Here is a 13,197-nt window from a genome sequence, read left to right on the forward strand (position 1 = left end):
ATCAGCCTCCCATCCGGGATTCAATCCGTTCGACCACCTGTGCCGGGACCGTTCCCTGAGACAGCTGGTTCAGAATACGCTGGCGGGCCTCTTCGGGCATCCGCGTGTTCGATTCAATGAAGGCGGTGAGCCGCGCGCGGCGTTCTGCGGTAAGCTCCACCATCTCGGGTTCCTCGGGGATTGCCGCACCGCTCGGGCGTAGCGGGCGAACTTTGATCCCGGCGCCCAGCAGCGGCGTGCGTTCGGCAACGACTTCACGTCCCTGAAGGCCATCTGCCCGCACAAGAACGTCGTCACCCTGTCTGCGCAGGAGATTGACTCCGACCACTTCAAGGCGGTCTTCCTCGCCCATTACCAGCACTTCGTTTGCAGCGTTGAGCGATGTGGCAGGCAGGCGGGCCACCTGTTCCAGAGGTGGCTCATCAATCTCAACGGTCACGAAGTCTCCGGGCCGGAATCCCGGCGCGCTGCCAAGGGTGGCAAAGAGCTGGCGACCCGTCTGTCCATCCCCCACCGCCGCGCCTGCGCGGCTGAGTGTTCCCTGTGCGGTCAGGTTCGTCCCGAAGACATCGAGAACCACCGTCACATCCGTTTCGGTCAATCGTCCGCTTTCATCCAACAGCCGTGCGAACTGCTGGGTCGATACGCGGAACGCCACTTCGAGCGCATCGGCATCAATCAGGCGGGCAAGCTGTTCGTTCGACGAAACAAGCCGCCCCTGAACAACAGACACGTCCGCCAATGTTCCCGAGAAATCGGCCGTGATGACCGTGTCGTCGAGCCGCCGCTGCGCTTCGGCTTCGGCGATCACGGCGCGGGACAGGCGTGTGGTGGCCTGATCAATCCGGGCCTCGGCCTGCGCCACGGCCTGACGGCGCGACAGAACGGCCTGGCGGGCCTGCGCCGCAGCCAGTTCAGCCACTTCGACCGCTGCCGCCGTGCCGACGCCCCGATCCTGAAGATCGCGCTGGCGCTGGAACGCGCGTTCGCGCAGGGACGCCTGTTCTTCGGCGGCCGCAAGCTCATCGCGGGCGAGGATAAGCGCGCGTTCGGCTTCGCGCTGTTCAGCCTCGGCATCGAGGATGTCGCTTTGCATCCTCTGGAGGACCGCCTCCGCATCGGTCGGGTCGAGCCGCACAAGCACCTGCCCCTCGGTCACAGTGCCACCTTCGACGAATTCCGGTGCGATCTCGATCACGCGCCCCCCTGCAGCAGCGCGGATTTCAAGGGTACGGCGGCTTTCAATCTGACCGAACGCCGTCAGCACCGGCGTGATCGTGTCGAACTCGGCCTTAACTACGTTGACGGCAAAGACCCGTTCACGCTGTTGAAAGGCGCGTGGCTCTTGCGCCATGCGCGCCTGGACGGCGTCACGCACCTGAACCCCGGCATAGGCCAGCAGGCCAAGCGTCAATGACAGCAGGAAAAGCCCGGTCAGGCTACGGCGCAAAAACCGCATATGCGACAATCCTCATCACCAACTCTGACCTATCAGGTAGCCAGAACTGCATGTTTTCCAATAACACATCCCTACGTTAAACGAAGATAAACGCTATTTCCGTCGGAGATGCTCGTCCAATCGCGGTAAAATCTCGACAAAGTTACAGGGTCGGTGCCGGTAATCGAGTTGCAGGCTGAGGATTTCGTCCCAGGCATCCTTGCAGGCGCCGGGGCTTCCGGGCAGCGCAAAGAGGTACGTTCCGTTGCGCACCCCCCCGGTGGCGCGGCTTTGAATGGCGCTTGTGCCGATTTTCTGGAACGACACCATCGTGAACACGGTCCCGAAGGCGTCAATCTCTTTTTCGTAGACATCGCGGTGCGCTTCGACCGTCACATCCCGCCCGGTGAGACCGGTACCGCCGGTCGAAATGACCACATCGATGTCAGGTTGATCGCACCACACGCGGAGCTGTTCCGCGATCTGGTCGCGTTCGTCCTGGATGATCTTGCGGTCGGCCACGACATGTCCTGCACCTTCGATCCGGCCCACCAGCGTGTCCCCAGACCGGTCTTCGGCCATAGACCGTGTATCGCTGACCGTCAGAACGGCAATGCGGATGGGCAGGAATTCTTTGCTTTCGTCGATACGGCTCATGTTGAGGCTTTCATGGTCAGGCGCGTGCGCAGGTCCAGAAGATCGGCCCAAGCCTCTCTCTTGGCCGCCGGGTTACGCAAAAGGTAAGCGGGGTGAAACATCGGCAGCACGGGCAGGCCGACTGCCTCGGCCCATTTGCCGCGCAGGCGGGTGATGCCGCGTTTGCCCAAAAGGGCCTGGCACGAGATGTTGCCCATCACGACCAGAAACTCGGGTTTGGCGAGGGCAATGTGCCGTTTGAGGAACGGCAGCATCATGGCGATCTCGTCCGGCTTCGGATCGCGGTTCTGGGGTGGGCGCCAAGGCAGCACATTGGTGATGTAGACGGCCTCGGAAATGTCCCGGTCGCGCCCAAGATCGATTGCATCCAGCATTCGGTCGAGCAATTGTCCCGCACGACCGACAAACGGCTTTCCGATCCGGTCTTCGTCGCGGCCCGGAGCTTCGCCCACGATCATCACGCGCGCTCCCGGCACACCGTCGCAGAAGACCAGATTCCGGGCACCCTTGCGGAGTTCGCAATGGGGATAGTTTGCCATCGCGGCCTGCAACCCCGCCAAATCCTGGACCGCACGCGCCGCAGTTTCGGATTCTGCGACGGGATCAATCTGTGGCGCGGCGGGAACAGGCATAACCGGCGCCGCCGCGGACGGTGCAACACCGGCTTTGGGCGGCGGTGCCACCTGCTCAAAGCGGTTTATCGGAGTTTCCGAGATCGCCTCGGTCACTCCCATTTCAAGTTGCCATTCCAGCGCGGCGCGTGCCGCATGCCAGTCGATCTGCGAATCCATGTGCTCAGCTTATCCCGGCATTGTGTCGCGCAAAAGGGATCGCACCCTTGCCGCCCCGCAGCGCAATTTCTATAAGCACCTGACCATTCCGAAAAGGCCACAAGATGCGTTTCGATCAACGACACTTGCTTGGGATCGAACCCCTCCGCCCTGACGAAATCACCACTCTGCTCGATCTGTCGGACCAGTATGCCGAGCGGAACCGCAAGCGTACGCCCAGCACGGATGTGCTTGCCGGCATGACGCAAATCAACATGTTCTTTGAGAATTCCACCCGGACGCAGGCCAGTTTCGAACTGGCGGGCAAGCGGCTTGGTGCCGATGTGATGAACATGGCAATGCAGGCCAGTTCGATCAAGAAAGGCGAGACGCTGGTCGATACGGCGATGACTCTGAACGCGATGCGGCCGGATCTGCTGGTCGTGCGCCACCCGCAGTCGGGTGCCGTGGACCTGTTGTCGCAGAAGGTGGACTGCGCGGTTCTGAACGCAGGCGACGGCCGACACGAACACCCGACACAGGCCCTGCTTGATGCATTGACCATCCGCCGCGCCAAGGGCCGTCTGCACCGCCTGTCGATCGCCATATGCGGCGATATCGCCCACAGCCGTGTGGCCCGGTCGAACATCCTGCTTCTGGGCAAGATGGAAAACCGCGTGCGGCTGGTCGGCCCGCCGACGCTTATGCCATCCGGTATCGCGGAGTTTGGTGTCGAGGTGTTCGAGGACATGCGCGAGGGTCTGAAGGATGTGGATGTCGTAATGATGCTGCGCCTTCAGAAAGAGCGGATGGATGGCGGTTTCATCCCGTCCGAGCGGGAGTATTACCACCGCTATGGGCTTGATGCCGAAAAGTTGGGACATGCCAAGGAGGATGCGATCGTCATGCATCCCGGACCGATGAACCGCGGGGTCGAAATCGACGGAACACTGGCCGATGACATCAATCGCTCGGTCATTCAGGAACAGGTGGAAATGGGTGTCGCGGTGCGAATGGCCGCGATGGACCTGCTGGCGCGGTCTCTGCGCGCACGGCGTGCCAATCACAATGAAGGCGTGATGGTGTGAGTACATCCATGCATATCAAGAGCAGCGAACGCGGTGTGATCCGCGTGTTCCATATCGACCTTCCGCGCGAGGCGGTCGAACGTTTCACGACACAGGCCGGCACCGGCGAATGGCCGCTGCAATACGCGCTCGGGGCCAAATCGCTGCGCCCCGCCTTCGTCGAAGTGATCGACCTGCGCGATCTGCGGGAAATGACCCTGTCGCAGTACCTTTCGAACGCACATGACCTGAGCGCAAAGGAACTGGATGCGATGCGCGACCGGCTCAATGCACTGACAGGCTTCGTGCTGGTGCTGCCGTCGCAGGCGTTCAATCAGACCGAACAGGATCTGACCATATCCACCCCTCTGCGCTGGATCGGAACATTCAACGAGCCGAAACCGACTGCACCCGGTGCGCCTGTTTACTCCGATGCGGCGAAGGGCGTCGGAAGTGGAGCGAAGGCACCTCGATCCAACAAGAGCGGCTCTGCCCTGTGGTTTGTGGTCGGGCTGTTCGGCCTGATCGCATCGGGCATCATAATGGCCAAGATCCTGCTCAATTGACTGAAGCGACGCCCCTCAGATGATCGAATTCAAACCAGACATGCAGACATACATCCGCGCACATGTGGTGATGACGGCGATCGCAATGGCGGCGGGAATGATGATCCTCTGGGCCTTGGGGAATCCGCACATCTGGACCGGCGCAGTAGGCGGCTTTGCTGCCGTTGCGCTGCGCGGATGGTATCTTGCCGATGAGGTGATGGACGAGATCTGGACGCTCGCTGAGGGCAGCCTCAAGGGGCCGTATGAACGCGTGGCGCGTCTGGATGAGATCACCAAACTGCGCACCATTGCCGGTGCGGTACAGGTGATCACGGCGGCGGGCAACAAACATCTCATCAAGTACCAACCCGACCCGCAAGCGGTGATCGAACAGATCAACGTGGCGCGGCAGAAACAGGCGGCCTGACATGACCTTGCTTATCACCAATGCGCGGCTGGTCGACCCGGAGGCCGGAGAGGTCAGGGACGGCGCGGTTCTGATCCGCAATGGCGTCCTTGCCGAGATTTTCGACACTCCTGCGCCTGAAGTCAGTTTTGACGCCGTGCCATCCGACAACCGGCGCGATGCTGGCGGCAAATGCCTTGCACCCGGGATCGTCGATATCGGTGTGAAGATCTGCGAACCGGGCGAACGGCACAAGGAAAGCTATGGCTCTGCGGGCCAGGCCGCCGCTGCGGGCGGCGTCACGACCATTGTCACACGTCCGGATACCACCCCGGCAATCGACACGCCGGAGACTCTCGAATTCGTCCGGCGTCGCGCGAATGAAGCGGCCCCGGTTCACGTGCTGCCGATGGCTGCGCTCACCAAGGGGCGCGAGGGGCGCGAGATGACCGAGATCGGCTTCCTGATGGACGCCGGTGCTGTTGCCTTCACCGACTGCGACCGGGTTGTGCGCGACACCAAGGTTCTCAGCCGGGCCATGACCTATGCCCGTGCGCTCGGCGCACTGGTTGTGGGTCATCCGCAGGAGCCCACCCTGTCCGCAGGGGCGGCGACCACGTCGGGCAAGTTTGCTTCGCTGCGCGGTCTGCCCGGTGTTTCACCCATGGCAGAACGGATGGGACTTGACCGGGACATCGCTCTCGTCGAAATGACCGGTGTGCGCTACCACGCCGACCAGATCACGACGACACGCGCCCTGCCCGCACTGGAACGCGCCAAGCGCAACGGGTTCGATGTGACCGCTGGCGTTTCGATGCACCACCTCACACTCAACGAATTCGACGTTGCCGACTACCGCACCTTCTTCAAGGTGAAGCCGCCGCTGCGGGCCGAAGACGACCGTCAGGCAGTTGTTGAAGCCGTTAAATCCGGTCTGATCGACGTAATCGGTTCGTTTCACACGCCGCAGGACGAGGAAAGTAAACGCCTCCCCTTCGAAGAAGCCGCGAGCGGTGCCGTCGGTCTGGAAACCATGCTGCCCGTTCTGATGCGTCTTTATCACTCTGGCGATATCGAGTTGCCAACGCTGTTTCGGGCGCTGTCGCTGAACCCGGCGAAACGGCTTGGTCTTGACTGTGGGCGTCTGACCAAGGGCGCACCTGCCGATCTGGTGCTCTTCGATCCGGACAAACCCATCATTCTCGATCGGTTCAAACTCAAATCGAAGTCGAAAAACACACCCTTTGACGGAGCGCGGCTGCAAGGTAAGGTTCTTGAAACCTTTGTCAGCGGAACCTCGGTCTATCGGAGCACCTGATGCCAGCCTTTGAAACCGGCATTGTGATCCTCGCCCTCTGGGCCATCGCCGGCTACCTGCTCGGCTCGATCCCGTTTGGCGTGATCCTGACAAAGGCGATGGGCCTCGGCAATCTGCGCGAGATCGGCTCCGGGAATATCGGCGCAACAAATGTGCTGCGCACCGGCAACAAGGGGGCGGCGGCAGCCACTCTGCTGCTCGATGGCGCAAAGGGCGCCGTGGCCGTACTGCTGGCCCGCGCGCTGGCTGCGGAAGACGCCGCACAGATCGCTGCGCTTGCGGCTTTTCTGGGTCACTGCTTTCCGGTCTGGCTTCAGTTCAAAGGCGGCAAGGGCGTAGCCACTTTCCTTGGTCTGATGCTGTCGCTGGCGTGGCCGGTTGGGCTGCTGGCCTGCGGCATTTGGCTTGCCACGGCTGCCATCAGTCGGATTTCAAGCCTGTCAGCCCTTGTCGCAGCGGCATGGTCCCCGCTGGTTTGCCTCATGCTGGGGCAGGGTCAGATCTTCCTGCTGACGCTGATCCTTGCCGGTCTCATCCTCTGGCGGCACCGCGCAAACCTGGCGCGGCTCAAAGCCGGGACAGAGCCACGGATCGGCGGCTCCAAGGCCTGAACGGACTGGCCCCAACACGACACCACCTGTCGGTTTGTGAATGACAAGCATGGCGCAATTGCCAAATACTGACCGCATGTCAGTGACGGAACGCGCAATGTCAAAAGACCCTCTTCTGCAGCCCTTTCAGCTCAAGCACCTGACACTGAAGAACCGGATCATGACGACCGCGCATGAGCCGGCCTATCCCGAAGACGGGATGCCCAAGGACAGGTACATCGCCTATCACGCGGAACGGGCAAAAGGCGGCGTTGCCATGGCGATGACCGCCGGATCCGCAGCCGTGTCACGCGACAGTCCACCGGTGTTCAACAACGTTCTGGCCTATGACGACAAAGTGGTTCCATGGATCAGGCGCCTGACCGATGCCCTGCATGAACATGGGTGCGCGGCGATGATCCAGTTGACCCATCTTGGCCGGCGAACGGTCTGGAGCAAAGGCGATTGGCTTCCCTCCGTTTCGTCTTCGAAGCACCGCGAGCCTGCGCATAAAGCCTTCCCGAAACTGGCAGAAGACTGGGACATCGCGCGCATAATTTCGGACTTCGCCGATGCTGCCGAACGGATGAAAGCCGGCGGCATGGACGGGATAGAGCTGGAGGTCTATGGGCATCTCCTCGATCAGTTCTGGTCGCCGCTGACCAACGATCTTGACGGCCCATATGGCGGTCAGTCCCTTGAGAGCCGGATGAAGATGCCGCTTGATGTGCTGGCTGCGATCCGCAAACGCGTCGGCGATGACTTCATCGTGGGCATCCGCTTCAGTGCAGATGAGGTCGCCACGGGCGGGATCGACCCGGAATTGGGTGTTCAGATGGCAAAGGTTGTCGCCGATACCGGGCAGTGCGATTTCCTCAATGTGATCCGCGGCCGTGTGCATACGGATCCGGCGCTGACCGATGTGATCCCAGTGCAGGGTATGAAGAGCGCGCCGCATCTGGACTTCGCCGGGTCGGTACGTGCTGCGACCGGTCTGCCTACTTTCCACGCTGCGCGGATCCCGGATGTCGCAACCGCACGCCATGCGGTGGATGCCGGGCTTCTGGACATGGTCGGCATGACCCGCGCGCACATGGCCGATCCGCATATCGTCACCAAGATCGTGCAGGGCCGGGAACATGACATCCGTCCATGTGTCGGGGCCACATACTGCCTTGATCGGATCTACGGCGCGGGCGAGGCGCTGTGTATCCACAACGTGTCTACCGGTCGGGAACTGTCGGTACCTCACGATATTCCTCCGGCTCTGACCCGCCGCAAGGTGGTGATCGTCGGGGCCGGGCCGGGCGGACTGGAGGCCGCGCGCGTTGCAGCAGAACGCGGGCACGACGTGACCGTGTTCGAGGCCCAAGCTGATCCGGGCGGCCAAATCCGTCTGACGGCGCAAACGCCACGACGCCGCGAAATGATCGGCATCATCGACTGGCGCATGGCGCAATGTGCCGCTCGTGACGTGACCTTCCATTTCAACACCTGGGCGGAAGCCGGGGACGTGACAGCACTGAACCCGGATATCGTCATCATTGCGACAGGTGGTCTGCCCAATCTCGAACTGTTCGAGTCGGGTGCAGAGGCACAAAATGTCATATCGGCCTGGGACCTGATCTCGGGCGATGTAAAGCCAGCCGACCGCGTTCTGATTTATGATGAATCCGGCGATCACCCGGCCATGCAGGCCGCAGAAATCGCCGCCGAAGCCGGAGCTCAGGTCGAAATCATGACCCCGGACCGAACCTTTGCCCCAGACGTGATGGGAATGAACCTCGTCCCCTACATGCGCAATCTGCAGAGCAAGGATGTGACCTTTACCGTCACCCGCAGATTGCTTGGCGTCACCCGAACCGGAAACACCCTGACCGCCACAATCGGCACGGACTACAGCGATCACACATATGAGAAGGACTACGATCAAGTGGTCGTCAATTACGGCACAATGCCGATGGACGATCTCTATTTCGACCTGAAGCCGCTCAGTGGAAACAGGGGCGAGGTCGACTACGATGCGCTGATTGCCAGGAGACCGCAGACCGGCCCTTCAAAGGGATTTCAGCTTTTCCGCATCGGAGACGCGGTTTCGGCACGAAACACCCACGCAGCGATCTATGACGCCATGCGCCTGATGCGACACCTGTGAAAAGGCTGGGCGATCAAGCCCGGCCTTCTCAGCTTCTCCTGTTCTCTGGGTCAGAGAAGATTTCCGGATTGGACCTATGTCATTCCGCGGCGTCGCGCTTGGGCAGAACCCAATCGGGGCGCGGGAAGTGGCAGGTATAGCCGTTCGGAAACCGCTCGAGATAGTCCTGATGCTCGGGCTCGGCTTCCCAGAAATCGCCCACGGGTTCGACTTCGGTGACCACCTTGCCCGGCCAGATACCGCTGGCATTCACATCGGCGATCGTATCCTCGGCCACGGCTTTCTGCTCATCGTCCGCATAATAGATCGCGGACCGATAGCTCATGCCACGGTCATTGCCCTGCCGGTTCAGCGTGGTCGGGTCATGGATCTGGAAGAAGAACTCCAAGAGCTTGCGGTAGGAGATCACCGACGGGTCGAACATGATCTCGATCCCTTCGGCATGGGTGCCGTGATTGCGATAGGTCGCGTTCGGCACGTCGCCCCCAGTATAGCCCACACGGGTTTTCTGTACGCCGGGCAGTTTGCGGATCAGATCCTGCATCCCCCAGAAACAGCCTCCGGCCAGAACAGCGCGTTCAGTCATGCCACATCCTCCACTTGATCGAGATAATCGCCGTAGCCCTCGGCTTCCATGTCGTCACGACGGATGAACCGCAGGCTGGCGGAATTGATGCAATAGCGCAGACCACCCCGGTCGCGCGGCCCATCCGGGAACACATGCCCCAGATGGCTGTCGCCATGGGTCGACCGCACCTCGGTGCGGATCATGCCATGGCTCAGGTCGCGCAGTTCGTTGATATGCGCCGGTTCGATCGGCTTGGTAAAGCTCGGCCAGCCGCAGCCGGACTCGTATTTGTCGGCACTCGCAAAAAGCGGCTCACCGCTGACGATGTCCACATAGATGCCGGGTTCCTTGTTGTTCAGGTATTCCCCGGTGCCGGGCCGTTCCGTTCCGCTTTCCTGCGTGACGTAGAACTGTTCCGGCGACAGCGTTGCAATCACGTCCGGGTTCTTTTCGTATTTGGCCATGCGGGGACCTCCATTCGTGGTTTCGACACTATAGATGGCGCGCGCCGTGCCAAGTCCAAGCCTTGTTACAGCACGGTCTCCGGGTCGTGAGCCGCGATCCGCGGGCGGCCCGTCGCCTCGACCACGATCCGTGCCTCGACGAACATATCTCGCGCCTCGATCTCGGCCCGTTTGACCTCGCGCCAGACCTGTACATGGACCGACGCTGCACCCGCCGCTTCGGCGTCTTCGGTCGCGGCTGCGCTGAGGCTCGCTTCCAGCATCGCCATGGCGGCATCCGCATCGCGGAAATCCTGCGGGGCGTCCGGCAGGTGCGCCCTGAACAGCCCCTCGGACGGGCTGGTGACCAAACCTTCCCGCAGCATCCTGATCCGGCCTGTGACAGCGCCGATGGCATTGGCGACATCGCCATGATCCGGCAGCAGCATCTCGGCATTGAGGTATTGCCCGACCGCCGGATAAGTCGTCTGCGCCGATGCGCCCAATCCAACAACGGGAACGGACAGGTCCGCCGTCAGGTGCACCAAGCCCGGCGTGTGCCGCAACCCCCGCGCCATCAGCGGATGCTGGGCAAGGGTGGTCGGGTCCTCCATCCCGTCTTCAGCAAAAGCGGCTTCAAGCAACGCGGTTCCGGTCGCTCGGGTCAGTGCATCGACGATCTGCTCGGCCATCTCCTGCGGGGTCTGGGCGTATCTCTCACCGGATCCGGCCCGGTTGCGGGCCAGCAAGGCCAGTGCCTTTTCCGACGCAGTTGCATCCCAATGGGTAAAGCGCCCGAGCACATGCAGCGCATCCGTCGGCGTCGGCCCCGCGACCTGCACCAACCCGCGCGACACCAGCAACCGCAACGCCTGCGCCTCAAGCCGTGACTGCACGACAGTGCCCAACGTCTGCGGCAAAACGGTGATCCGGTTCAGCAGCGCCTCGGCTCGCTCCGGCAGGCCCACAGCATCCTGCCCCTCGACCCGCCGCACGAAGCGGGCATCGTATTCGCCCGGAACTGGCCGGTTCATCTGCTCGTCCAGCGCCTTTTGCACCACTTCGGGCGCATCCTGCGCCACCAGCGCCACCGGCAGCACGCGTCTTGGCCCGAGCGTCACACCCCCGGTCAAACCGCCACTCGCCAAACCCACCTCGCTGTCGCCGCCCAAACCGTGCGTACGCATCGCCACGGCCTCGACCATGGTGCGATGCGGACCGACCCGCGCGCCATCCGGATCGATCACCGGTTGACCGTTGCGCAGCACGGCGATGTCGGTTGTCGTCCCGCCAATGTCCGACACAAGCGCCTGATCCGCCCCGGTAAGCCAACGCGCACCGACGATGGAGGCCGCAGGCCCGCTCAGGATGGTCTCGATGGGCCGTTCCTGCGCCTGCGCTGCCGACATTAGCGCCCCGTCACCCCGGACCACCATCAGCGGCGCATCGATGCCAAGCTCGCGCAAGGCCCCTTCCGCCCGCCCGATCAGCCGGTGCGTCAGCCCGATCAGCCGCGCATTCAGAACTGCCGTCAACGCCCGCTTCGGTCCGCCCAGCTTGGCCGAGAGTTCGTGTGAACAGGTCACAGGCCGCCCGGTCGCCGCCCGCACCGCTTCGCGTGCCGCCACTTCGTGCGCCGGATTGCGCGTGCCGAACTGTGCCGCAATGGCAAAGGCCGACACGTCCTGTGCCGCCGCCCAATCGGCGATCACCGACGCGTCCAAGGGTGCCACTTCGGCCCCGCTGTGGCTGTGCCCGCCCGCCGTCACCAGCACCGGATCGCCCGCCAAAGCCTCGGCCAGACCCTGCGCCGCCAGATCGCGTTCGGAGAAACCGATATAAATCAGCGCGACCCGCGCGCCCTGCCCTTCGACCAGCGCATTGGTCGCGAGCGTAGTCGACAAAGAGGCCAGCGCGATATCTGCCGGAGACACAAAAGACTGCGCCAGCACCGCCTTGACCGCTTCGCGCACACCGATGGCCAGATCCTGCCGCGTCGTCAGCGCCTTGGCACTGGCAATCACCGCATCCTCATCGCGCATCAGCACCGCGTCGGTATAGGTGCCGCCGGTGTCCACACCCAGTAGAATTGCCATAATCCCGCCTCCTGCGACTGACCTAGACTAGTCGCCCGCTCCGGCCCGCGCGTTTGCGACATCGGCAAGTCGCATCGCGGCCCAGCGCGCCGCATCGGCCACGGTTTCATCGGGATCATCCACCAACGCCTGCGCGACTGACCGCAGACGCGGCGACCCGGAATTACTGATGGCATAAAGCACGTTGCGCACAAACCGGTTGCGCCCGATCCGCTTGATCGGAGATCCAGAGAACCGTGCCCGGAAAGCGGTGTCGTCCAGCTGCGCCAACTCCGCCAGATCGGGAGCAAGCAGATCCTCCCGCGCATGGTATTTCACCTCTGCGGCGCGGCTGGCAAATTTGTTCCACGGACAGACCGCCAGACAATCATCACAGCCATAGATCCGGTTGCCCATGAGCGCGCGCAGGTCTTCATCCACAGGACCATGATGCTCGATTGTCAGGTAGGAAATGCAGCGCCGTGCGTCCAACCTGTAGGGCCCGGGGAACGCATCGGTGGGGCACACATCCAGACAGGCGCGGCACGATCCGCAGTGATCCACCTCCGCCGCGTCCGGCGTCAGATCAAGAGTGGTGAACACCGACCCGATGAAGAACCACGACCCCAGGTCACGCGACACAAGGTTGGTGTGCTTGCCCTGCCAGCCCAGACCCGCCGCCTGTCCCAATGGCTTTTCCGGCACGGGGGCCGTGTCAACAAACACCTTCACCCCGCCCCCGGCTTCGGCGATCAGCCAACGCGCCAAACGCTTGAGGCGCTTCTTGACCACATCATGATAATCGCGGTTCTGCGCATAAACCGAAATGGCCGCTTGTTCAGGGTGCTGCAAGACCTCCAACGGATCATGCTCCGGCCCATAGTTTTCAGCCAAAACAATGACCGACCGCGCCTCTGGCCACAGCACCTGCGGCGCACCGCGCCAATGCGCCCGCTCCGCCAGCCAGCCCATTTGGCCGTGATAGCCTGCATCGAGAAACGCCTGCAGACGCTCTGGAACCTCCGGCACATCCCAGGGTCGGCAGATCCGACAGGCCGAAAACCCTTCGGCCATAGCCTGCGCCTTGACCTGCTCCGTCAGATCCATGACGGCCTGCTTTTCTTCTTGCCACAAATATCCCGGGGGTGTGGGGGCTGGCCCC

The 13,197-nt window shown here is 62.4% G+C and carries 13 protein-coding genes; 6 read left to right on the forward strand and 7 right to left on the reverse strand.

The annotated features are described in order from the left end of the window. Position 1 precedes the first annotated feature (1 nt). The 3 genes from MGEO_RS01975 to MGEO_RS01985 form a co-directional block, all read right to left on the reverse strand. Positions 2 to 1,459: an efflux RND transporter periplasmic adaptor subunit gene (locus tag MGEO_RS01975; RefSeq protein WP_085635000.1), complete on the reverse strand. Its 1,458-nt coding sequence runs from the start codon at positions 1,457 to 1,459 to the stop codon at positions 2 to 4. A gap of 93 nt (positions 1,460 to 1,552) precedes the next feature. Continuing rightward, on the reverse strand, positions 1,553 to 2,095 hold the full coding sequence (gene moaB, locus MGEO_RS01980) for a molybdenum cofactor biosynthesis protein B (protein ID WP_085635001.1): 543 nt from the start codon (positions 2,093 to 2,095) through the stop codon (positions 1,553 to 1,555). After that, the gene (locus tag MGEO_RS01985; protein WP_085635002.1) at positions 2,092 to 2,886 is read right to left on the reverse strand and encodes a uracil-DNA glycosylase; all 795 of its coding nucleotides are present in this window, start codon (positions 2,884 to 2,886) and stop codon (positions 2,092 to 2,094) included. The genes moaB and MGEO_RS01985 overlap by 4 nt, the downstream gene beginning before the upstream one ends. Before the next feature lie 104 nt (positions 2,887 to 2,990). Between MGEO_RS01985 and MGEO_RS01990 the strand changes: the two genes are divergently transcribed. The 6 genes from MGEO_RS01990 (at position 2,991) to MGEO_RS02015 (ending at position 8,949) form a co-directional block, all read left to right on the forward strand. Further along, a complete protein-coding gene (locus MGEO_RS01990; protein ID WP_085635003.1) occupies positions 2,991 to 3,953 on the forward strand; it encodes an aspartate carbamoyltransferase catalytic subunit in 963 nt (320 codons plus the stop codon). Positions 3,954 to 3,961: 8 nt separating this feature from the next. After that, on the forward strand, positions 3,962 to 4,498 hold the full coding sequence (locus tag MGEO_RS01995) for a hypothetical protein (protein ID WP_085635004.1): 537 nt from the start codon (positions 3,962 to 3,964) through the stop codon (positions 4,496 to 4,498). A 19-nt stretch (positions 4,499 to 4,517) separates the two neighbouring features. After that, positions 4,518 to 4,907, forward strand: coding sequence for a hypothetical protein (locus tag MGEO_RS02000; RefSeq protein WP_085635005.1), 390 nt, complete (start codon positions 4,518 to 4,520; stop codon positions 4,905 to 4,907). A gap of 1 nt (position 4,908) precedes the next feature. Next, on the forward strand, positions 4,909 to 6,204 hold the full coding sequence (pyrC, locus tag MGEO_RS02005) for a dihydroorotase (RefSeq protein ID WP_085635006.1): 1,296 nt from the start codon (positions 4,909 to 4,911) through the stop codon (positions 6,202 to 6,204). Next, positions 6,204 to 6,815: a glycerol-3-phosphate 1-O-acyltransferase PlsY gene (gene plsY / locus MGEO_RS02010; protein ID WP_085635007.1), complete on the forward strand. Its 612-nt coding sequence runs from the start codon at positions 6,204 to 6,206 to the stop codon at positions 6,813 to 6,815. Before pyrC ends, plsY begins: the two co-directional genes overlap by 1 nt. Positions 6,816 to 6,912: 97 nt before the next feature. After that, a complete protein-coding gene (locus tag MGEO_RS02015) occupies positions 6,913 to 8,949 on the forward strand; it encodes an NADH:flavin oxidoreductase (RefSeq protein WP_085635008.1) in 2,037 nt (678 codons plus the stop codon). A gap of 79 nt (positions 8,950 to 9,028) precedes the next feature. Here the strand turns inward: MGEO_RS02015 and msrA are convergent, their stop codons facing one another. The 4 genes from msrA to queG form a co-directional block, all read right to left on the reverse strand. Beyond that, complete coding sequence (gene msrA / locus MGEO_RS02020) at positions 9,029 to 9,535, reverse strand: peptide-methionine (S)-S-oxide reductase MsrA (RefSeq protein ID WP_085635009.1); 507 nt, start codon at positions 9,533 to 9,535, stop codon at positions 9,029 to 9,031. Beyond that, a complete protein-coding gene (gene msrB / locus MGEO_RS02025; RefSeq protein ID WP_085635010.1) occupies positions 9,532 to 9,981 on the reverse strand; it encodes a peptide-methionine (R)-S-oxide reductase MsrB in 450 nt (149 codons plus the stop codon). The genes msrA and msrB overlap by 4 nt, the downstream gene beginning before the upstream one ends. A 65-nt stretch (positions 9,982 to 10,046) precedes the next feature. After that, entirely contained in the window at positions 10,047 to 12,056 is a 2,010-nt protein-coding gene (locus tag MGEO_RS02030) for a hydantoinase/oxoprolinase N-terminal domain-containing protein (protein WP_085635011.1), read from the reverse strand. 27 nt (positions 12,057 to 12,083) lie between these two features. Beyond that, positions 12,084 to 13,142, reverse strand: coding sequence for a tRNA epoxyqueuosine(34) reductase QueG (gene queG / locus MGEO_RS02035; RefSeq protein ID WP_085635012.1), 1,059 nt, complete (start codon positions 13,140 to 13,142; stop codon positions 12,084 to 12,086). Positions 13,143 to 13,197 lie beyond the last annotated feature (55 nt).

This window comes from Marivita geojedonensis (assembly GCF_002115805.1).
Classification (GTDB): Bacteria; Pseudomonadota; Alphaproteobacteria; order Rhodobacterales; family Rhodobacteraceae; genus Marivita; species Marivita geojedonensis.

Coding starts and splice junctions, on each gene's coding strand:
- MGEO_RS01975 (WP_085635000.1), bottom strand. CDS start 1,459: ATGCGGTTTTTGCGCCGTAGCCTGACCGGGCTTTTCCTGCTGTCATTG.
- moaB (WP_085635001.1), bottom strand. CDS start 2,095: ATGAGCCGTATCGACGAAAGCAAAGAATTCCTGCCCATCCGCATTGCC.
- MGEO_RS01985 (WP_085635002.1), bottom strand. CDS start 2,886: ATGGATTCGCAGATCGACTGGCATGCGGCACGCGCCGCGCTGGAATGG.
- MGEO_RS01990 (WP_085635003.1), top strand. CDS start 2,991: ATGCGTTTCGATCAACGACACTTGCTTGGGATCGAACCCCTCCGCCCT.
- MGEO_RS01995 (WP_085635004.1), top strand. CDS start 3,962: ATGCATATCAAGAGCAGCGAACGCGGTGTGATCCGCGTGTTCCATATC.
- MGEO_RS02000 (WP_085635005.1), top strand. CDS start 4,518: ATGATCGAATTCAAACCAGACATGCAGACATACATCCGCGCACATGTG.
- pyrC (WP_085635006.1), top strand. CDS start 4,909: ATGACCTTGCTTATCACCAATGCGCGGCTGGTCGACCCGGAGGCCGGA.
- plsY (WP_085635007.1), top strand. CDS start 6,204: ATGCCAGCCTTTGAAACCGGCATTGTGATCCTCGCCCTCTGGGCCATC.
- MGEO_RS02015 (WP_085635008.1), top strand. CDS start 6,913: ATGTCAAAAGACCCTCTTCTGCAGCCCTTTCAGCTCAAGCACCTGACA.
- msrA (WP_085635009.1), bottom strand. CDS start 9,535: ATGACTGAACGCGCTGTTCTGGCCGGAGGCTGTTTCTGGGGGATGCAG.
- msrB (WP_085635010.1), bottom strand. CDS start 9,981: ATGGCCAAATACGAAAAGAACCCGGACGTGATTGCAACGCTGTCGCCG.
- MGEO_RS02030 (WP_085635011.1), bottom strand. CDS start 12,056: ATGGCAATTCTACTGGGTGTGGACACCGGCGGCACCTATACCGACGCG.
- queG (WP_085635012.1), bottom strand. CDS start 13,142: ATGGATCTGACGGAGCAGGTCAAGGCGCAGGCTATGGCCGAAGGGTTT.